The sequence below is a fragment of the Dietzia sp. 179-F 9C3 NHS genome, assembly GCF_045369825.1.
In the GTDB taxonomy this organism is placed as follows: Bacteria; Actinomycetota; Actinomycetes; order Mycobacteriales; family Mycobacteriaceae; genus Dietzia.
Map to the genome: position 1 here is coordinate 40078 of NZ_JBIQES010000013.1, position 20578 is coordinate 60655.

Sequence of the window (20578 nt, forward strand, 5' to 3'; positions counted from 1 at the left end):
CATGACCCTCATCCCGTTCCGCCGCCGCGCGCTCCGCGCCGCGGACACCGACCGCGCGGAGTGGTCACGCGGCTGCGGCATCGAGGCGCAGGAGGTGTGCGCCTCCTACGGCGACACCCGGGTGCTCGACGAGGTCACCGCGTGCTTCGCCCAGGGCGGCGTCACCTCGCTCATCGGCCCCAACGGGGCCGGCAAGTCCACGCTGCTGGGCGTGATGAGCCGCCTGCAGTCGGCCGACTCGGGGCGCGTCCTCGTCGACGGCGTGGACGTGGCCGTCAGCGGCGGGCGTGAGCTGGCCCGGCGGCTCGCCGTGCTGCGGCAGGACAACGCGGTCTCGATCCGCCTCACCGTGCGCGAGCTCGTGGGCTTCGGCCGCTTCCCGCACAACGGCGGCTACCCGACGCCGGAGGACCACGAGCACGTGGAGGCCGCCCTGGCCGCAATGGAGCTCGAGGATCTCGCGGAGCGGCACCTCGACGAGCTCTCCGGCGGCCAGCGCCAGCGCGCCCACATCGCCATGGTCCTGGCCCAGGACACCGACTATGTCCTGCTCGACGAGCCGCTCAACAACCTCGACCTGCGTCACGCCACCGCCATCATGCGGATGCTCCGCCGCACCGCTGCCGAGCGCGGCAAGACCATCGTGCTGGTGATCCACGACATCAACATCGCAGCGGCCTACTCGGACCGGATCCTCGCGATGAAGCACGGGGAGATCGTGGCGGACGGCGCGCCCGCCGACATCATGTGCACTGAGGTCCTGCGCGAGATCTACGACATGGAGATGCAGGTCACCGAAGTCGCCGGCCGGTACGTGGCTCTGTACTTCGACGGCGAGGACGAGCTCGCGGACTCCGGGCCCGTGGCCTTCTCCGCCTGAGACCTGCCGACCGTCTCGCGTATCGGTCGCGGTCGGTGACGGGTCACCGTTAGTGTGGCCTTCTCGTTTCCCGACCGTCCGCTTCTCCGAGGAGCGTCATGGCACCCGTCTCCGTCGTCACCATCATCCTGGCAGGGGGCGCCGGCTCCCGGCTCAGCGCCCTCACCCGGGACCGCGCCAAGCCCGCCGTGCCGTATGGCGCCGGGTACCACCTCATCGACGTGGCGCTGAGCAACGCCGCCAACTCCGGTTTCAGCGACGTGTGGGTGGTGCAGCAGTACCATCCGGTCTCCCTGGGGACGCACCTGCGCAGCGGCCGCCCGTGGGACCTCGACCGGCTCGACGGCGGCCTGCTCGTCCTCCACCCCTCGCAGGGCACGGACCGCGACGGCTTCCACACCGGCACCGCCGACGCCCTGTGGAAGCAGGTCCACGTCCTGCGCGAGGCCGCTCCGGAGGTCACCGTGGTGGTGAGTGCGGACGCCGTCTACCGGCTCGACTACGACGAGCTCGTGCGCGCGCACCAGAACTCCTTCGCCGAGGTCACCATGGTGACGACGCGAGTGGCGCCCGGGGACGCCGGACGCTACGGCGTGGTCCGGGTGGCCGACGACGGCGCCGTGCTCGACTACGCCTACAAGCCCGACGAGCCCGAGGGGGACCTCGTCTGCGCGGAGATCTTCGCCTTTACCACCGCCGCCCTCATCGCCCACCTCGAGGCGGCGGCGCGGGAGGTGGAGACGCGCGGCGGGGACACGGACCTCGGCGACATCGGCGACAACATCCTGCCGGCGATGACGGCGGCCGGACACGCCCGCGAGTGGCGGCACGACGGCTACTGGCGCGACGTCGGCACGATCAACTCGTTCTGGGCCGGCCACATGGACCTGCTCGGCGACGAGCCCGCCCACCGCCTGGACGTGGAGGGGTGGCCGCTGCGCACCGCGTCGTCGTTCAGCGGACCCGCCCGGACCGGCGCCGACGCCGAGGTGACGGACTCGCTCCTCGGGCACGGGGCGACGGTCCTCGGTGCGGTCGAGCACTCGGTCGTGGGGCCCGGCGCCGTCGTCGAGGCCGGCGCGCGGGTGCGCGACAGCGTGATCCTGCCCGGAGCCGTGGTGCGCGCGGGGGCGCGGGTGGAGACGGCGGTCGTGGACTCCGGCGTCGTGGTGCCCACCGATGCGCGCATCGGGGAGCGTCAGATCGGCGCCACCGAGGGCACCGCGCGGGTGGCGTTGATGGGGGGCGACGACGAGGGTGAGCGGCCGGCCGGCTTCGTTCTGGCCGCGGGGCAGATCCACCCGGAGGACGACGACGAGGACCCCCGAGTCTGAACGTCGGGTGACGTGGACCTCGCGTCCGGGCGGCCGCCGCTAGGCTCGACCCCATGCGTTTCGGACTGTTCCTGCCGCAGGGGTGGCGGCTCGACCTCGTTGCCGTCGACCCCGCCGACCACTGGCCCACGATCAGCGGCCTCGCCGCCCGGGCGGATGCCGGGCCGTGGGAGTCGGTGTGGGTGTACGACCACATGCACACGTTCCCGCTCACCGGCGACGAGGCCACGCACGAGGCGTGGAGCCTCATGGCGGCGCTCGCCGCCGCCACCACGCGGGTACGGCTCGGCCAGATGTGCACGTGCATGGGTTACCGCAACCCGGTGCTGCTGGCGAAGGCGGCCGCGACGATCGACGTGATCTCGGGCGGCCGGGTCGAGATGGGCATCGGCGCCGGCTGGTACGAGCACGAGTGGCGGGCCTACGGCTACGGGTTCCCCTCGGCGGGCGAGCGCCTGGCGATGCTCGACGAGGGCGTCCGGATCATGCGCGGGGCGTGGGCGGACGGCGCTGTGACGCTCCACGGCGAGCACTACCGGGTCGACGGCGCGATCGTGCAGCCGCGACCCCTGCAGCCCGGCGGCATCCCGATGTGGGTTGCCGGTGGGGGAGAGCGCAAGACGCTGCGCACCGCCGCGCGCTACGCCGACTACACCAACTTCGACGGCACCGCTGAGGGCTTCGCCCACAAGTCCGAGGTGCTCCGGGCGCACTGCGCGGCGATCGGACGGGACCCGGCCGAGATCACCCGCACCGCCAACTACAACGTCGCGATCGCCGAGACGGAGGCCGAGGTCGAGGACCGGTTGGCGTGGCTCCACGACCGTCTCACGCGGTACGTCGGGGCGGAGGAGGCCGACAAGCACCTCGGTGCCTTCCGCGGCCTGCCCGCCGTGGGTACCCCCGAGCAGGTCGTGGAGAAACTCTCCGAGCTCAGGGGGCTGGGCATGGACTACGGCATCTTCTACTTCCCCGAGATCGCCGAGGACACCTCGGGGCTCGAGCTGTTCGAGAGGGAGGTCGTCCCGGCACTGGCCTGACCCCCGAACACCGATTCCCATCACCCCTCGCCCCAGGAGCCGGCACAGAGCATGAAGACCTTCGACCTCGACTACACGGAACTGCCCGCCGAGGCCGTCCTCGACCACGTGACCCCGGGCATGCACATCATCTCGCCCATCCAGAACGCCGCGCCCCCGGCGCTGCTGCGCGCCCTCGACTCCGGCGCCGACAGCCTGGAGAACGTCACGATCCACCACATGGACCCCTGGGAGTCGCTGCCCTACATGGAGGGCGCCTACCCCGGCAAGCTCCGCCACGTGGACTACTTCCTCGGCCCCGGGTCCCGCAAGAATTTCCACGACGGACACTGCGACCTCATCCCCGTCGACTTCGCCAAGATCCCGGCGACGCTGCGGGAGCACTACCCGCCGGGTCTGGCGATCGCCACCGTGTCGGAGATCGACGAGCACGGGTTCTTCTCGATGGGTACCAACGCCGACTACGTGGCGTCGTTCATCGGGCAGGTCCCGTTCTTCGTCGAGGTCAACGCCAACATGCCGCGGACCTTCGGGCGCAACCACATCCACATCTCCCAGGTCGTCGGCATCACCCGTAACGACGCCCCGATGGTCACGATCGATCCGCCGCAGCCGGGGGAGATCGACAACGCGATCGCCGACCTCATCGCCGACCGTGTGCCGGACGGGGCGTGCCTGCAGCTCGGCGTGGGCAAGCTGCCCAACGCCTTCCTCTCGCGGCTGACGGATCACAAGAACCTCGGCATCCACACCGAGGCCCTCTCGGACGGCGTCATGGACCTCGTCAACGCCGGTGTGATCGACGGCTCCCGCAAGACGGGGCGGCCCTACAAGCACGTCACGACGTTCGCCGTGGGTTCGCAGAAGCTCATGGACTGGCTCCACAACAACCCGTCGGTCGCGATGCTGCCGGTGGACATCGTCAACGACCCCCGCGTCATCGGCGTCGAGCACAACCTGTATTCCATCAACGCCACGAGCGAGGTCGACCTCTACGGCCAGGCCGCCTCGGAGACGATCGCGGGGCGGTACTGGTCCGGCGCGGGTGGCCAGGCCGACTTCGCCCGCGGCTGCTCCTTCTCTCCCGGTGGGCACGGCTTCATCGTCACCCGCTCCCAGACCTCGAAGGGCGTCAGCCGGATCACGCTCTCGCTGACCCCGGGGAGCCCGGTGACGACGCACAAGAACATCATCGAGAACGTGGTCACCGAGTACGGGATCGCCTCGCTCAAGGGCAAGTCCGTCGCGCAGCGTGCCGCGTCGCTCATCGACATCGCCCACCCCGACCACCGGGAGCGACTGAGCCGCGAGGCCCGCGACGCCGGACTGTTGCCCCGGACCCTGCACTGAGCCGCCCGGCAGGGCGCACAATGAGCAGATGATCGTCACCCTCACCGGCATGGGGCTGTCCGCGGCCGCCGGGCTCAACGCGTACATCCCCCTGCTGGTGGTGGCCCTCGTCGCCAAGTTCACCCCGGTGGTCACGCTGCCGCCCGAGTACGCGTGGGTGACCAGTTGGTGGGCGATCGCCGTGGTGACGGTGCTCCTCGCCGTCGAGGTGGTCGTCGACAAGGTCCCCGCCGTGGACACCGTCAACGACGCCGTCCAGACGGTGATCCGGCCTCTGTCCGGCGGGCTCACCTTTGCCGCGATGCAGGGCGCCGAGCAGCTCGACCAGTCCGCGTGGATGGCCGAGAACTCCTGGGCGGGGATCCTGCTCGGTGTGGTGGTGGCGCTGCTCGTGCACTCCGGTAAGACCGCCGCGCGGCCCGTGGCCAACGCCGGGTCCGCGGGCGTCGCCGCGCCCGTGCTCTCCTCGGTCGAGGACGCCTCCTCGCTGGGGCTGAGCCTGGCGGCCCTCTTCGCGCCGGTGATCGTGCTGCTCGCGCTCCTCGTGCTGTTCGGGGCCGTGGTTTACGCGTGGTTCTCGCTCGCCCGGCTCCGGAGGCGTCGGCGTCGGCGGGACGGGGCCCGAGGTCGGTTCGGTGGCGCGCCAGTGTGACACGCGTAACGTTCGTCCACGGACCGTGACCCCTACCGGGAGGCACCAATGGACAACAACACGCTCATCTGGATCATCGTCGCGGTCGTCGCGGCGATCATCGTCATCGCGCTCATCGCGGCGGCGGTCAAGAGCGGGAACAAGAAGAAGCTCACCGAGGCGGCCGAGCTGCGGAGCGACGCCCGGCAGCGGGAGGCCCAGCTCGAGCAGCAGCGGTCCGCGGCCCGCGAGCAGGAGCACCGCGCCGGTGCCGCCGAGCAGGAGGCGCAGGCGAAGGCCGCCGAGGCCGACCGTCTCCGGCGGGAGGCCGACCAGCAGCGTTCGGCGCTCGACGACCAGCGACGTGACGTGCGGGACATGGAGAACCGGGCCGACAAGCTCGACCCCAAGCGCCGTGCGGACGATCTGACGGGTGATCGCCGCGGCACCGACCGTGGGGTCGATGATCGTGGCGTCGGTGCCGCCGGTGCCGGGGCGGGTTCGCGCGGAAACGACCGGGGTGTGACCGGTGACCGCCACGACGACCGCGGGCTGGGTCACGATGACCGTGGGCTCGGGCATGACGATCGCGGGCTTGGCCGGGATGACCGTGGCGTGACGGATCAGCGTCACGATGACCGTGGCCTGGGTCGGGATGACCGTGGGCACGCCGGATCTGCTGCCGCGGGCGCGGGTGCTGCCGGTCTCGGTGCCGCCGGTGCCGGGGCGGGTTCGCGCGGAGACGACCGGGGTGTGACCGGTGACCGCCACGACGACCGCGGGCTGGGCCACCACGACCGGGGCCTGGGAGGCGATGACCGAGGTGTGGGTCGCGACGGCCGGGGCCTCACCGACCAGCAGGGTGCAGCCGGCGGACGCCACGCGGTCGCCGACGACCGAGGCGGTCTCGGCCCGGACGACAGGACCGCCACGCATCCGGACGAGAAGCCCGGCATCGTGGACAAGCTGTTGGGCCGCGACAGCCGCGACGAGCCGCGGCGCTGAGGCACCGACGCCGGAGGGCGCCGACACCGTAGGCGCCGTCGACGACGCAGGGCCCGTGGGGACCATCCCCACGGGCCCTGCGTCGTTCGTTGCGATCTCGGCTGCGAGTCCAGCGGACACCGCGTGGGCAGGACTCGCCGCGCGTCAGGCGTTGGCCAGCGCCGTGGTGTTGTTGCGCTCGCCGAAGAGTGGACCGTAGAGCACGCCCGCGATGAGCGCGCCGACGAGGGGCGCCAGCCAGAACAGCCACAGCTGGCCGGCGGCGCCGTCGCCGTGGAAGAACGCCACGGCGGTGGAGCGGGCCGGGTTGACCGAGGTGTTGGTGATCGGGATCGAGATGAGGTGGATGAGCGTCAGCGTGAGGCCGATCGCCGCAGGGGCGGCCGCGGCGGGAGCACGACGGTCGGTGGCGCCGAGGATCACCCACACGAAGATCGCGGTGAGCACGATTTCGATGATCAGCGCGGAGAGCAGCCCGTAGCCGTCGGGGGAGTTGGCCCCGTACCCGTTGGCGGCCATGTTGCCGGTGGCGTCGAATCCGTCCTTGCCGCGGGCGACCACGAAGATCAATGCGCCGGCGACGAGGCCGCCCACGACCTGGCTCACGATGTACAGCGGCGCCTTGGCCCACGCCAGGCGCCCTGCGGTGCAGGCGCCCACGGTGACGGCCGGGTTGAAGTGGCCGCCGGATATGTGGCCGAGCGCGTACGCGCCGGTGAGGACGGTGAGGCCGAAGGCGAGCGAGACGCCGAGGTAGCCGATGCCGACCTGGAAGTCGGCGTCGCCGATGGAGGCGACCTGCTTGGCGGCGAAGACGGCGCTGCCGCAGCCGCCCAGGACGAGCCAGAAAGTGCCGATGACCTCTGCGGCGATGACGGACGTCGTCGACGGTGTGGTGGTGGACGTGTCGGACACGGGTGTGACCTCCGATCGGGGCCCCACGGGATGGGGGGCGCGGGACACGGGGGCGACCGGCGTCCCCGCTGACGCAACACGTTAGCGGCGAGTCAACGGGGTGTCACGAGTATTCATGCGCCACATGCGGCACGCGCGCCTCAGTCGAGGAGCGCCGGAACGGCCTCGCCGGCGGTGGCCCGCACGTGGACGGTGACCGTGGTCCCGAGCCCGGAGGGGCCGGGGTTGACCTCGACGACGGGGATCCCGGCCCCGGCCGCCAGGTCCGGGAGCGAGGCGGCCGGGTGGACGAGGCCGGAGGTGCCGACGACGAGGACGGCGGCCGCGAGTTCGATGGCGGACACGGCGGCTTCCCAGGGGGCGGAGGGGAGCATCTCGCCGAACCACACGACCCCGGGGCGGGCCCGGCCACCGCATGCGCAGGGCGGGGGCGCGAGGCGGCCCACGGCCTGCTCGGGTGGCGGCCCGATCTCCATCGGGGTCGAGCAGGAGTCGCAGCGGTGCGCGAACAGGCTTCCGTGGAGGTGGTGGACCACGGGGGAACCGGCCCGTTCATGGAGGTCGTCGACGTTCTGCGTCACCACCACGACGTCGCGGGCGGCGGCTGCGCGGGCCACCGCGAGGTGCCCGGCGTTGGGCCGGGCACCGGACACGAGATGCGCGCGCCATCGGTACCAGGCCCACGCGGTGTCGGGGTCGCGCCGCCAGGCCTCGGGGGTCGCCAGTTCGGTGGGGTCGTAGCGCTCCCACAGGCCGGTCTGGGCGTCGCGGAAGGTGGGGACGCCGCTCTCGGCACTCATCCCGGCGCCGGAGAGGACGACGAGAGGCCCGCCGCCGGCCAGGGCGGAACGGGCCTCTCGGATCTGGCCGGTGGTCACCTGACGTGCGCGGTCCCCACGGTCGGGAACGGCACGCAGTTGGCGGTGCCGCCGTCCTCGAGGTTCGTGGTGACGCCGCCCTGGAGCAGCATGAGGACCTGGCCGGGGCCGGTGTCGGCGGTGCCGTTGAGGGTGGCCGGGCCGCCCTCGTTGATGCCGTTGTAGGTGAGCGTGGTGCTGCCGCGCCGACCGTTGTTGATGTTGAACCAGTCCACGGTCATGGGCTGGACCTGGTGGTCGGCCACTCCCTCGGTTCCGAGGGCGGTAAAGACGAAGCCGAGCTGTCCGGCGGGGATGCCGGGCAGCGGCAGGTCGGCCGGGCCGGGGATCGCGGTGGCGGCGCCGACCGCGGTCTGCTCGCCGCCGATGCAGTTCTGCATGATCGTGGGGTACGCGAACTGGGCGATGGTCGGGCCCTCGGTGGGCAGGGGGGTGCCGGGCTCGCCGCTGCCCCGGAAGAAGCCCACGAGGCGGGCGATGGTGCCGCGGGTGCTCTCCGGGATGAACTGCTGCTCGGACAGGTTCTCGAGGGCCTGGAGCGTGGGCTCGGTCGGACGGCCGAGGTGGTCGAGTGACTGGGCGCTCGCGGCGGCGGGCGCGGCCAGTGAGATCGCCATGGCGGCGGCGGCACCGAGGCCGAGGGTCCTGAACGGGGTCCTGAGCGAGTCGCGGATCACGGGCGAGTCCATTCTTCGGGTGTGGCGGGCTGGCCGGCCGGCGAGCCGACCAGTCGATCGCTAGATGTTCTCATAACGCTGGCGGCAATGGGCACCGGGAGGCGTGTTTGTCGACGTCGTTGGGGCCAGTGTTACAGATGTGGTCGGTGATGTAAATAACACGCGGGCCTGCCGGGGTGTCGCCCGGGTGCCCGTGATGGCGGCCCACGGGGTCCGGGCGGGTAACGTGAAACCGCATGCGCGCTCGACCGGGCGCGCCTGTGGATCCGGCGGGGGCTCCCGCTGATTCCCACCACGCGCCCGGCGGCACCGAGCCGCCCCGGGCGCCGACCGCCTCCGAGGGAGAACCCACCGCATGGCCCTGACCGAGTTCCGCAACGTCGCCATCGTCGCGCACGTCGACCACGGCAAGACGACCCTCGTCGACGCCATGCTCCGCCAGTCCGGGGCGTTCGATGACCGCGCCGAGCTCGTGGACCGCGTCATGGACTCCGGCGACCTGGAGCGGGAGAAGGGCATCACGATCCTCGCCAAGAACACGGCCGTCCGGCGGCCGGGCGCCGGGGCGGGGGGCGCCGACCTGGTCCTCAACATCATCGACACCCCGGGCCACGCCGACTTCGGCGGCGAGGTCGAGCGCGGGCTCTCCATGGTCGACGGCGTGGTGCTGCTCATCGACGCTTCCGAGGGGCCGCTGCCCCAGACCCGCTTCGTCCTACGCAAGGCGCTGGCCGCGTCGTTGCCGGTGATCATCGTCGTCAACAAAACGGACCGTCCGGACGCGCGGATCGACGAGGTCGTCGAGGAGGCCCAGGACCTTTTGCTGGACCTCGCCGCGGACCTCGAGGACCCCGACGCCCAGGCCGCCGCCGAGCACGCGCTCGAGCTCCCCGTCGTCTTCGCCTCCGGCCGCGCCGGCAAGGCGTCCACGACCCAGCCCGCCGACGGCGAGGAGCCGGACGCGGACAACCTCGACGAGCTGTTCACCCTGCTGTACGACGTCATCCACGCGCCGCGCGGCGACGTGGATGCCCCGCTGCAGGCGCACGTCACCAACCTCGACGCCTCCAACTTCCTCGGTCGCATCGGCCTGGTCCGCATCCACAACGGGCGCCTGCGCAAGGGCCAGCAGGTCGCGTGGATCCACCACACCGCCGAGGGCGAGCAGGAGACCAAGACGGTCAAGATCAGCGAGCTGCTCAAGACCGACGGCGTCACCCGTGTCCCCACCGACGAGGCCGTGGCCGGCGACATCGTGGCCGTCGCCGGAATCGACGACATCATGATCGGCGACACCCTCGCCGACCCGGACAACCCGGTCGCGCTGCCCGCCATCACCGTGGACGCGCCGGCGATCTCCATGACCATCGGCGTCAACACCTCTCCGCTCGCCGGTCGCAACGGCGGCACCAAGCTCACCGCCCGCATGGTCAAGGCCCGCCTCGACCAGGAACTCGTGGGCAACGTCTCCCTCAAGGTGCTCGACACCGAGCGGCCCGACGACTGGGAGGTCCAGGGCCGCGGCGAGATGGCGCTGTCCGTGCTCGTCGAGACCATGCGCCGTGAGGGCTTCGAGCTCACCGTGGGCAAGCCGCAGGTGGTCACCCGCACCATCGACGGCAAGCTCCACGAGCCGATGGAGCACATGACGATCGACGTGCCCGAGGAGCACCTCGGCGCCATCACCCAACTCATGGCCGCGCGTAAGGGCCGCATGGAGCAGATGAGCAACCACGGCACCGGCTGGGTCCGCATGGAGTTCACCGTCCCCGCGCGCGGCCTCATCGGCTTCCGCACGACCTTCATGACCGAGACCCGCGGCTCCGGCATCGCCAACTCCGTCTCCGCGGGCTACGAACCGTGGGCCGGCGAGATCCGCGCGCGTCACACCGGCTCGCTCGTCGCGGACCGCGCGGGCAAGGCCACGACGTTCGCCCTGCTGGGTCTCGCCGACCGCGGCGACTTCTTCATCGAACCCGGCGCCGAGGTGTACGAGGGCGTCGTGGTGGGGGAGAACCCGCGCGCCGAGGACATGGACGTCAACATCACCAAGGAGAAGAAGCTCACCAACATGCGGTCGGCCACGGCCGACGCCACGGAGACGCTGTCCAAGGCCCGCAGCCTGAGCCTCGAGGAGGCCATGGAGTTCTGCGCCGCCGACGAGTGCGTGGAGGTGGCGCCGGAGGCCATCCGGGTGCGTAAGGTGCTGCTCACGGCGACCGAGCGGGCCAAGGCCCGGAGTCGCTCCAAGTCGCGCGACCAGCAGTCGGGCCACTGACGGGAGAGACCATGCGGACGGGTGGGGTGTGCCGGCGGCGTGGTGCGGCCGCGCTCGGCGCCGTGCTCTCCCTCGCCGTCCTCGCCGGCTGTGTCGCCGACCCGCCGCCCCCCACCGTGGTGGGGGACGAACAGCCCGACGGCGAGGGTGTGCGCCGCACCGCGGGCGGGGTCCTGCTCTCCCTGGACCGTGTGGACGAGGGCTTCAACCCGCACCTGCTGGCCGACCAGGGGATCGACACCGACCTGGTGGCCTCGCTCGTCCTGCCGAGCGCCTTCGTCCCCGGCGCGGACGGTGAGCTCGAGCTCAACGACGACCTCCTCGAGTCCGCGGGGCCGCTGCCCGACGACCCGCGCACCGTGCGCTACACGATCCGGCAGAAGGCGCAGTGGTCCGACGGCGTCCCGGTGGCCGCGGAGGACTTCAGCTACCTCTGGCTGCAGATGACCACCCGGTCCGGCGTGGTGGACCCCGCAGGCTACGAGCGCATCGTGGACGTGCGGCCCGGCGCCGGCGGCAAGGTCGTGGACGTGGTGTTCGACACCGTGCCGCGCGACTGGCGCTCGCTCTTCCGGCACCTCCTGCCCGGCCACATCCTCCGGGAGGCGCCCGACGGCTTCCAGGGCGCCCTGCGCCGGCCGCCCGTGACGAGCGCCGGCCCGTACATGATCCGGACGTCCGACGTGGGCCGCGGCGAGATCGAGTTCGTCCGCAACGACCGGTACTGGGCGGACGCCCCGGCGATCGACCAGCTCCTCGTCTGGCGTGCCAGCGGCGCCGGCGAACTCGGTGCGGCCCTGCGCACCGGGTCGGGGTCACTCGCCGTGGTCGCGGGCACCCCGGTCGCCGAGGACGTCACCGCGACCGTGCCGGGAGTGGGCACCGAGACCCTCCGGGCCCCCGTCCAGCTCGAGATGGCGTTCAACACCGTCGCCCCGGCGGCCTCGGACCCGGCCGTCCGCCGAGCCCTCACCTCGGCGGTCGATCCCGACGTCGTCGGCCGCATCGTCACCGGGCAGTCCGCGCCCACGGTCACCTCGTTCCCGTTCCCCGCGGGCGCGCCGACGCCGCGGACGGGCGATCCGGAGGCGGTGCGCGCCGGGCTCGCGGACGCGGGCTTCGTCCGGCGCGGGGAGCGCTGGCAGCGCGACGGCGACCCACTGAGCGTGACACTCGGCGTGGTACGGGACGACGACGTCGCCCGAACCGCCGCGTACACCGTCGTCGACCAGCTCCGGACGGCGGGGATCGGGGCCCGCGTCTGGGAGCTGGACCCGGTGGCCCTCCACGCCGACGCCCTCCCGCACGGCCTCGTGGACGCCGTCGTGGGCTGGCAGCGCGTCGACGGCAACGCAGACACCGCCGCGCTCTCCCGCTTCGCGTGCGCCGCGCCCGCGCCCGTCGCCGGGCCGGAGGACGCGGGAGCGCCCGGGACGCCGGTCCGGCCGCCGACCACCGTCACGAGCCTGGTCCCCCCGCCGCCCGACCTCGGCCCCACCACGGGCACGGAGACGTCGACGCCGGCCACCACGACGACGCCGTCGAGGTCGCTCGCCCCGGCCGCCCCCGCGCGGGGGAGCGGCGTGTCCGGGGTGTGCGACCCGGACCTCGACGCCGCCCTCGGTGCCGGTGCGCCGACGGGGTCTCCCGATCCCGCACGCCCGCCGGACCTCGACGAGGCGGGCGGGATCGTCACCCGGCTCGCCCTGCGGGTCCCGCTCGTCCGGCCCGACTACCTCTTCGCGGGCAGCGGGGTCACCGCCGCCGCCGGTCGGATGCCGCAGACCGACCGCGGGGCGGGGCCCGAACGCACCGTCCCCGACGTCTTCGACACCGCCCCCACATGGAGGAGGAACGGATGACCCCCCACACGCCGGCACCCGCCGCCGGTCTCCGCGCCCTGTTCGTGCACGCCCACCCCGACGACGAGTCGATCACCACCGGCGGCACGATCGCCGCCCTGGTCAACGCGGGTGTCGAGGTCCGCGTCCTCACGTGCACCCTCGGCGAAGAGGGCGAGGTCCTGGGCGCGGAGCTCGCGGGCCTCGTGGCCGACCGGGCCGACCAGCTCGGCGGCTACCGGATCGGCGAGCTGCGGCAGGCGCTCCGCTCCCTGGGCGTGGACCGGCCCCGCTTCCTCGGCGGCGCCGGCCGGTGGCGGGACTCGGGGATGGCGAGCACCCCGTCGGCCGACCACCCGCGGGCCTTCGTCCGGTCGGGGGCCGCCGCGGTGGACGAGCTCGTGTCCGTCCTCGAGGAGTTCCGGCCCCACCTCGTCGTCACCTACGACCCCGACGGCGGCTACGGCCACCCCGACCACATCCGCGCGCACGAGGTGGTTCACGAGGCGGTCGAGGAGGCCGCGCACCTCCCGCGGCGCCTGGCGTGGACCGTCACCGCCCGCTCGCACCTCGCGGCGCGTCACAGCGACCCACCCGCGCACCTGCGCCACCCGGAGGAGGGGGAGCTGCCCTCGGTTCCCGACACCCGGCTCACCCACCGCGTCCCCCTCGACGAGGCGGCGTCGGCGGCCAAGCTCCAGGCACTCGGCGCCCACGCCACCCAGCTCGAGCTCACCTGCTCGGGCGACGGCACCAGCGACTTCCTCGCCCTGACCAACGGCGTCCTGCAGCCGGTGGTCGACGTCGAGTGGTACGTGGCGCACGACCTGCGCCCGGACCGGGCCGGCTACCTGCGCTGCGCCTCCGGCGCGGCCCACCTGCTCGACGGGCTGGGGACGGACCGGTCATGATCACCACCGCGCCCCGCAGGCCACTCGAGACGCTCGAGCTCGCGGTGGCCCTGGTGTTGCTCGCCGTGGGCTCGGTGGTGAGCTGCGTGCTCGCCGCCGCCTGGCTCACGATGTACCTCGGACCCGTGCCGGCACCGTTGACGATCCTCACCGCGGGCGTGTGGTCGCTGCTGCTCGTCCGCGTCGCGCGGATGTGGTCGGACCGGCCCGCGGTGGCGGCGTTCCCCGCACTGGTGTGGATCCTCACGCTGGTCGCGATCGACATGGGGCCCGGCGGTGACATGCCGGTGCCGATCGGGCTACGGGGCCTCGGCCTGCTCATCCTTGGCGGCCTCATCCCGCTGTGGGTGGCCACCTTCGCCCCGCGACTCGCGCCGGACGCCCATCGCCGGTGAGACGTGCCGGTCGGGCGCGGCCTCGGTGTGCCAGACGTCCGTGATGCCCGGCGTCAGGGCCTCGGCGAGCGCCCAGGCCTCGTCTGCCGCCATATCCATCACCGAGTAGCCGCGCGCCCCGGCGGGGGTGGCGGCCGTGACGGAGGCCACCCGCGCCGTTCGCTGGAACACCGACTGCCGGACCGTCCAGCCGATGATCCCGTCCGCCTCGAGCACCGTCCGCTTGGCCGTCCACGAGCCGTGCCGGGTGACGAGCAGCCCGGGGAGCAGGGCGTGGCCCAGCATCCGGATGCGGTCCACGGACAGCGCGAGGAAGAACACGAGGGCGGCCGGGATACCCCAGCGCACCCAGACGTCGCCCGCGGGGCCCGAGTCGATCCGGATGAGCACGAACAGGGTGGCCACGATCCAGAACGGCAGCAGCCCCCGCGTGATGCGGCGTCGGGCCGCCTTCCACGGGTGCCTGCGGAGGCGGACCGTCACCGGGGTCTCGTCGCCGAGGATCCGCACAGCGACGCGGCGGACGTCCTTCAGCGGGGCCTGGGGCAGCAGCGTGGACGCCGTGGCGCCCTTCTTGGTGCCCGTCATGATCGGCTCGAGCCGGCCACCGCCGAACAGCCGCAGGTAGACGGGCAGCCGGATCTCCACGCCGCGCAGGCGGGCCTTGTCGAGGGCCTGGTGTTTGCGGCGCAGGATGCCGTTCTGCACGTAGAGGACGTTGCCGCGTTCGGTGAGCGCGTATTTGCCGTACCGGATCGCGTAGGTGATGACGGCGAGGACGCCGGCCACGAGCCACACGGCCACGACCTCGCCGGCGAACGTCCACGGCTGGCCCAGCGAGTCCAGCCACGACCGGGTCGAGGTGACCAGCCGCAGGTGCATGATCCGGTCGTGCATGTCGCCCATCTGCCACGTGAGCAGCCACAGGGAGAACAGCACACCGAAACCGATAAAGGAGAAGGGGGCGAAGCGGGCCCACGTGATCCGCCAGCGGGCGATGTCCTCACCGAACCGCGACCCCCACTGCTCCTCGTCGGCGTCGCGCAGCGACGGGTCGAGCGCCTTGAGGTGGGCGAGCAGCTCGTCGCGCAGCGGCTCCACCTCGCGGGTGTCGATGGCGTTGAGTCGGAACCGCTCCGCACCGGACTTGCCCGCGTCGGCCTGCCCCGTGCCCACCTCGACGATGGACACCCGCATGACCCGGTGGAAGAGGTCGGACTCGGTGTCGACGCTACGGATGCGGCGGCGGTTGACCGTGATGACCTTGCGGTTGAAGAACCCGGTCCGGAGCACGATGTGCGTGCGGCCGATCTGGTAGCTCGTCGAGATCCACCTCAGGAAACCCGCCAGCACGACGATCGAGATGATCGTGAGCTCGAACCAGTAGCTGCTCCGGTTGGAGCCCAGCCACAGGGAGACGAGGAACAGCGGGATCAACCGCGTGAGCGAGCCGAGCGGGTCCACCAGGAGCATCCGCCACGACAGGCGGTGCCAGGGGGCCTCGGGGTCGATCTTCGCGGCCGACGGAGTCTCGACGGGCAGGGCCTCGACCGGCGCCTCCTCGACCTCGGCCGGCGGGTCGCCGGCGGAGGCCGGTACCGGGTCGCTCACGTCCCGTCCTCGGCGTCGAGGTGGGCGATCGCGATGAGGTGTTGGGCCAGCGACTCGGCGTCGGCCACGGACAGGCCCCGGATCTCGACCGAGCCGCTCGAGGAGGCGGTGGAGGCATGCACGGTGGCGAGACCGAACCAGCGCTCGAAGAGGTTACGGGTGGTGTAGACGGTCTGGAGCCGCGCGAGAGGGGCGATGCGGAACTGGGTGGTCCACCAGCCGGTCCGCGAGCACACCGCGGTGTCGGACACGTCCCAGCGTGCCACGAGATACCGCCACCACGGGGCCACGACGATCGTCATGGTGGCCAGCGGGACCGTGACGGCCAACGCGACCCAGTTCCAGAACGCCATCACGTTGTCGCCGTAGAAGTACCACGCCACCTGGAGGCCGGCGAGGATCAGCCACGTCCAGACGCCCTCGATGGTCCAGAGCAGCGGGGCCCGCTTCTCGATCCGGTGCCGGGGCGCCGCCACCGCGACGCGGGTCGAGGTGAGCAGGGCGTCCCCGACGTCGGGCTCGTCCCGCGGGGTCGGCGGTGGGCCGGGCTCGTGCAGGGCGTGCGCCCCGCCGCCACCGGTGACGGGCTCGGCGACGAGGGGCTCCCCGGAGGCGCGGAGTGGGCGGGCGGCGTCGGACATGCGGTCCACAGTAGTGGGCGGCCACCTCTGCAGGGGCATCGCCCGGTGGGGCATCATCGCGGATATGGAACCCGTGCCCGTGCCCGTCGAGACCGCCCCCACGCCGTCGGCGATGCGGCGAGCACTGCGCCGCGCCCGCGACGGGCGCACCCTCGACGCCACCGAGGCCGCGGTGCTACTCGCGGCGCGCGGCGACGACCTCGCCGACCTCGCGGCCCTCGCAGCGTCGCGCCGCGACGCCAGGCTCGCCGACGAGGGCCGGCCCGGCGTCATCACCTACTCCCGCAAGGTGTTCGTCCCGCTCACCCGGCTGTGCCGCGACCGCTGCCACTACTGCACCTTCGTCACGGTGCCGGGCAGGCTGCGGGCCGCCGGGGAGGGCATGTACCTCGACCCCGACGAGGTGGTGGAGCTGTGCCGCCGCGGTGCGGAGGCCGGCTGCAAGGAGGCCCTGTTCACCCTGGGTGACCGGCCCGAGGACCGCTGGCCTGAGGCTCGGGAGTGGCTCGAGTCCCGGGGCTTTGCCTCCACGCTCGACTACGTGCGCGCCATGGCGATCCGGGTGCTCGAGGAGACCGGGCTGCTCCCGCACCTCAACCCCGGCGTCATGAGCTGGTCGGAGCTGGCGCGGCTCAAGCCGGTCGCGCCGTCCATGGGGATGATGCTCGAGACCACCGCGACCCGGCTGTTCACCACCCCGGGCGCGTGCCACCACGGGAGCCCCGACAAGGACCCGGCGGTGCGCCTGCGCACGCTCACCGACGCGGGCCGCCACGCCGTGCCGTTCACCTCGGGGATCCTCGTGGGCATCGGCGAGACCCGGACCGAACGCGCCGAGAGCCTGCTCGCCCTGGCGGGGCTCGCCCGCGAATACGGGCACCTCCAGGAGCTGATCGTCCAGAACTTCCGCGCCAAGCCGGACACCGCCATGCGCGGCGCCGAGGACGCCGGCCGCGACGAGTTCCTCGCGGCGATCGCGGTGGCCCGCCTCGTCGTCGACACCCGCGTCGCGATCCAGGCCCCGCCCAACCTCGTCGATCGGGCCGACGTCCTCGACCTCGTCGCGGCGGGCGTCGACGACCTGGGCGGGATCTCGCCGTTGACCCCCGACCACGTCAACCCCGAGCGGCCGTGGCCGCACCTCGACGAGCTGGCCGCGGACCTGGCGGGCGCCGGCTGGACCCTCACCGAGCGGCTCACCGCGCACCCCCGGTACGTGGGCGGGGGAGCGGCCTGGATCGACCCGCGCGTCGCCGGCCACGTCGCCGCCCTCGCCGACCCGGCGACCGGGCTGGCCCGGGTCGACCCCCACGGCCGGCCGGTGCGCCCCGCGGGGGCGCCGTGGCAGGAACCCGACGACGACTGGGACTCCAGCGGCCGGACCGACCTGCACGCCGCGATCGACGCCGAGGGCCGCCGCTCGGACACCCGCTCGGACATCGGGGAGGCCTTCGGCGACTGGGACGTGGTCCGCGCCCGCGCCGCCGAGCTCGGAGCCGCCGCACTCGCCCCGGAACGCGCTGACGCCGACGTCGTGGCCGCGCTGCGGGCCGCCGAGTCCGACCCCGCGGGGCTCACCGACGCCCAGTACCTCGCCCTGGCCACCGCGACCGGGGACGGTCTCGCGGCGGTGGCCGGCCTCGCCGACCGGATACGCGCGGACGTGGTGGGCGAGACGGTGACCTACGTCGTCAACCGGAACATCAACTTCACCAACATCTGCTACACCGGATGCCGCTTCTGCGCGTTCGCCCAGCGCAAGGGCGACGCCGACGCGTTCTCGCTCTCCGCCGCCGAAGTCGCGGACCGGGCGTTCGAGGCACACGTCGCCGGGGCCTCCGAGGTGTGCATGCAGGGCGGGATCGACCCCGACCTGCCCGTCACCGGCTACGCCGACCTCGTCCGCGCCGTCCGGGAGCGCGTGCCGTCGATGCACGTCCACGCCTTCAGCCCCATGGAGATCGCCAACGGCACCGCACGCTCGGGGACCGGCGTGCGGGAGTGGCTCACCGAGCTGCGGGACGCCGGGCTGGGCTCGATCCCCGGGACGGCGGCGGAGATCCTCGACGACGAGGTGCGCTGGGTGCTCACCAAGGGCAAACTCCCCGCCTCCGAATGGATCGACATCGTGACCACCGCCCACGAGGTGGGACTGCGGTCGAGTTCGACGATGATGTACGGCCACGTCGACACCCCGCGGCACTGGGTGGCGCACCTGCGCACCCTGCGCGGGATCCAGGAGCGAACCGGCGGATTCACCGAGTTCGTGCCGCTGCCGTTCGTCCACCGCAGCGCACCGCTCTACCTCGCCGGGGCGTCCCGTCCCGGGCCGACCCGCGAGGAGAACGTGGCGGTCCACGCGCTCGCACGGATCATGCTCCACGGGGCGATCGACCACGTGCAGACCAGCTGGGTCAAACTCGGCGTCGCCGGTACCCGCACCATGCTCCGGTCCGGTGCCGACGACCTCGGCGGCACCCTCATGGAGGAGACCATCTCGCGGATGGCCGGGGCCGAGAACGGGTCGGCCAAGACCCCCGCGGAGATCGAGGAGATCGCCACCGGGATCGGGCGCCCGGTCCGGCGGCGGGACACCCTCTACGGGCCCGCGCCGGAGCCTGTCAGCGTGACCGTCGTCACATAGCGCGGCGGCGACCGGACCGCACTGCGCGAACGCGCCGTGGGTGACCTACGATGCAACACATACCGCTACGAGGAAGGTGGCAGACGTGACCTACACGATCGCCGAGCCGTGCGTCGACGTCATGGACAAGTCCTGCGTCGAGGAGTGCCCCGTCGATTGCATCTACGAGGGCGGCCGCATGCTGTACATCCACCCCGACGAGTGCGTGGACTGCGGCGCGTGCGAGCCGGTCTGTCCCGTGGAGGCCATCTTCTACGAGGATGACGTCCCGGACGAGTGGACCGAGTACAACAAGGCCAACGCCGACTTCTTCGTGGAGCTCGGCTCTCCCGGCGGCGCCGCCAAGGTGGGCAAGGTCGACTTCGACGTGCCCATGGTCAAGGCGCTGCCGCCCATGAACGAGGAGTGATCCCGGTGGTCGGTCGCCCGGAGCGCCGCGCTCCCGGGCGCCGGCTCCCCGTGTTCCCCTGGGATACCCTGGCCGCCGCCCGCGATCGGGCGGCGGCCCACCCGTCCGGGCTGGTCGACCTCACCGTCGGCAGCCCCGTCGACCCCGTCGCGCCCGTCCTGCGCGAGGCGCTCGCCTCCGTCGCCGACCGCCCAGGGTACCCCACCACCATCGGCACGCCGGAGCTCCGTGCGGCCATGGTCTCCTCCCTCGCCCGCCGCTACGGCGTCACCGGCCTCGACGAGTCCGGCGTGCTGCCCGTGATCGGCACCAAGGAACTCGTCGCGGGCCTGCCCTTCCAGCTGGGCGTGGGCGAGGGCCACACGGTCGTGATCCCGGAGGTCGCGTACCCCACCTACGAGGTGGGCGCACTCGTCGCCGGCGCGTCGATCGTCCGCGCGGACTCGCTCACCCAGCTCGGCCCGTCGAGCCCCACGCTGCTGCTGCTCAACTCGCCCTCGAACCCGACCGGCAAGGTCCTCGGCGTGGACCACCTGCGCAAGGTCGTGAGCTGGGCCCGGGAGCGTGGCGTCATCGTGGCCTCGGACGAGTGCTACCTCGGCCTGGTCTGGGAGGGGGAGGCGCCGTCGATCCTCGACCCGCGGGTCTGCGGCGGCGACCACACCGGCCTGCTCGCCCTGCACTCGCTGTCCAAGACGTCGAGCCTGGCGTCCTACCGGGCCGGCTTCGTCGCCGGCGACCCGGCGCTCGTCGCAGAGCTCCTCACGTACCGCAAGCACGCCGGCCTGATGGTCCCGCTGCCAGTCCAGGCTGCCATGACCGCCGCCCTCGACGACGACGCGCACGAGTCCGCCCAGCGCGAGCGGTACCGGGCGCGCCGGGATGTCCTCAAGCCCGCCGTCGAGGCAGCAGGCTTCCGCATCGACGACTCCGAGGCGGGCCTGTATCTCTGGGCCACACGTGACGAGCCCTGCCGGGACACGGTCGCGTGGTTCGCCGAGCGCGGAATGCTCGTCGCGCCCGGCGAGTTCTACGGCCCGCGCGGCGACCGCCACGTGCGCATCGCGCTCACCGTGACCGACGCCGCGGCCGCCGAGGCCGCCCGCCGGCTCGCCGGCTGAGTTCTCGGAGCGGCAGC

At 72.8% G+C, this 20578-nt stretch carries 18 protein-coding genes; 13 read left to right on the top strand and 5 right to left on the bottom strand.

The window, feature by feature from the left end:
- Window position 1: 1 nt before the first annotated feature.
- From ACH0BZ_RS13985 to ACH0BZ_RS14010, 6 genes are all read left to right on the top strand, one after another.
- Entirely contained in the window at window positions 2-880 is an 879-nt protein-coding gene (locus ACH0BZ_RS13985; RefSeq protein WP_406899183.1) for an ABC transporter ATP-binding protein, read from the top strand.
- Between the two features lie 98 nt (window positions 881-978).
- Entirely contained in the window at window positions 979-2214 is a 1236-nt protein-coding gene (locus tag ACH0BZ_RS13990) for a glucose-1-phosphate adenylyltransferase family protein (RefSeq protein ID WP_406899185.1), read from the top strand.
- Window positions 2215-2267: 53 nt separating this feature from the next.
- A complete protein-coding gene (locus ACH0BZ_RS13995) occupies window positions 2268-3254 on the top strand; it encodes an LLM class F420-dependent oxidoreductase (protein ID WP_406899186.1) in 987 nt (328 codons plus the stop codon).
- Window positions 3255-3305: 51 nt separating this feature from the next.
- Window positions 3306-4604 (top strand): acetyl-CoA hydrolase/transferase family protein, encoded by a 1299-nt coding sequence (locus tag ACH0BZ_RS14000; RefSeq protein WP_406899187.1) that lies wholly within the window; start codon window positions 3306-3308, stop codon window positions 4602-4604.
- A gap of 28 nt (window positions 4605-4632) precedes the next feature.
- Window positions 4633-5256, top strand: coding sequence for a DUF4126 domain-containing protein (locus ACH0BZ_RS14005; protein WP_406899189.1), 624 nt, complete (start codon window positions 4633-4635; stop codon window positions 5254-5256).
- A 48-nt stretch (window positions 5257-5304) separates the two neighbouring features.
- Window positions 5305-6240 carry a hypothetical protein gene (locus ACH0BZ_RS14010; protein WP_406899190.1) on the top strand — a complete coding sequence of 312 codons (936 nt, stop codon included), beginning with the start codon at window positions 5305-5307 and terminating at the stop codon, window positions 6238-6240.
- A gap of 144 nt (window positions 6241-6384) precedes the next feature.
- Here ACH0BZ_RS14010 and aqpZ read toward each other — a convergent pair whose 3' ends face one another.
- The 3 genes from aqpZ to ACH0BZ_RS14025 all read right to left on the bottom strand — a co-directional run bounded on the left by aqpZ (window position 6385) and on the right by ACH0BZ_RS14025 (window position 8722).
- Window positions 6385-7155: an aquaporin Z gene (aqpZ, locus tag ACH0BZ_RS14015; RefSeq protein WP_406899191.1), complete on the bottom strand. Its 771-nt coding sequence runs from the start codon at window positions 7153-7155 to the stop codon at window positions 6385-6387.
- Between the two features lie 140 nt (window positions 7156-7295).
- Entirely contained in the window at window positions 7296-8033 is a 738-nt protein-coding gene (locus ACH0BZ_RS14020; RefSeq protein ID WP_406899192.1) for an SIR2 family NAD-dependent protein deacylase, read from the bottom strand.
- Window positions 8030-8722 carry a hypothetical protein gene (locus tag ACH0BZ_RS14025; protein ID WP_406899193.1) on the bottom strand — a complete coding sequence of 231 codons (693 nt, stop codon included), beginning with the start codon at window positions 8720-8722 and terminating at the stop codon, window positions 8030-8032. Before ACH0BZ_RS14025 ends, ACH0BZ_RS14020 begins: the two co-directional genes overlap by 4 nt.
- Window positions 8723-9065: 343 nt before the next feature.
- On the opposite strand from ACH0BZ_RS14025, the gene typA reads away from it, so the two are divergent.
- From typA to ACH0BZ_RS14045, 4 genes are read left to right on the top strand one after another with little or no spacing between them, the layout of a single operon-like run.
- On the top strand, window positions 9066-10988 hold the full coding sequence (gene typA / locus ACH0BZ_RS14030) for a translational GTPase TypA (protein WP_406899194.1): 1923 nt from the start codon (window positions 9066-9068) through the stop codon (window positions 10986-10988).
- An 11-nt stretch (window positions 10989-10999) separates the two neighbouring features.
- Entirely contained in the window at window positions 11000-12850 is a 1851-nt protein-coding gene (locus ACH0BZ_RS14035) for an ABC transporter substrate-binding protein (RefSeq protein ID WP_406899195.1), read from the top strand.
- Window positions 12847-13740 (top strand): N-acetyl-1-D-myo-inositol-2-amino-2-deoxy-alpha-D-glucopyranoside deacetylase, encoded by an 894-nt coding sequence (gene mshB, locus ACH0BZ_RS14040; RefSeq protein WP_406899197.1) that lies wholly within the window; start codon window positions 12847-12849, stop codon window positions 13738-13740. Before ACH0BZ_RS14035 ends, mshB begins: the two co-directional genes overlap by 4 nt.
- The gene (locus tag ACH0BZ_RS14045; protein WP_406899198.1) at window positions 13737-14135 is read left to right on the top strand and encodes a hypothetical protein; all 399 of its coding nucleotides are present in this window, start codon (window positions 13737-13739) and stop codon (window positions 14133-14135) included. Before mshB ends, ACH0BZ_RS14045 begins: the two co-directional genes overlap by 4 nt.
- Here ACH0BZ_RS14045 and ACH0BZ_RS14050 read toward each other — a convergent pair.
- Both ACH0BZ_RS14050 and ACH0BZ_RS14055 read right to left on the bottom strand, forming a co-directional pair.
- Window positions 14040-15746, bottom strand: a complete 1707-nt coding sequence (locus ACH0BZ_RS14050; RefSeq protein WP_406899199.1) for a PH domain-containing protein — start codon at window positions 15744-15746, stop codon at window positions 14040-14042. The genes ACH0BZ_RS14045 and ACH0BZ_RS14050 overlap by 96 nt on opposite strands.
- Entirely contained in the window at window positions 15743-16387 is a 645-nt protein-coding gene (locus ACH0BZ_RS14055) for a PH domain-containing protein (RefSeq protein WP_406899201.1), read from the bottom strand. Before ACH0BZ_RS14055 ends, ACH0BZ_RS14050 begins: the two co-directional genes overlap by 4 nt.
- A gap of 52 nt (window positions 16388-16439) precedes the next feature.
- Between ACH0BZ_RS14055 and ACH0BZ_RS14060 the strand changes: the two genes are divergently transcribed.
- The 3 genes from ACH0BZ_RS14060 to dapC all read left to right on the top strand — a co-directional run bounded on the left by ACH0BZ_RS14060 (window position 16440) and on the right by dapC (window position 20561).
- The gene (locus ACH0BZ_RS14060; protein WP_406899224.1) at window positions 16440-19031 is read left to right on the top strand and encodes a bifunctional FO biosynthesis protein CofGH; all 2592 of its coding nucleotides are present in this window, start codon (window positions 16440-16442) and stop codon (window positions 19029-19031) included.
- Window positions 19032-19116: 85 nt separating this feature from the next.
- Window positions 19117-19440 (top strand): ferredoxin, encoded by a 324-nt coding sequence (gene fdxA, locus ACH0BZ_RS14065; protein WP_406899202.1) that lies wholly within the window; start codon window positions 19117-19119, stop codon window positions 19438-19440.
- 5 nt (window positions 19441-19445) lie between these two features.
- The gene (gene dapC / locus ACH0BZ_RS14070) at window positions 19446-20561 is read left to right on the top strand and encodes a succinyldiaminopimelate transaminase (RefSeq protein ID WP_406899204.1); all 1116 of its coding nucleotides are present in this window, start codon (window positions 19446-19448) and stop codon (window positions 20559-20561) included.
- Window positions 20562-20578: the final 17 nt, after the last annotated feature.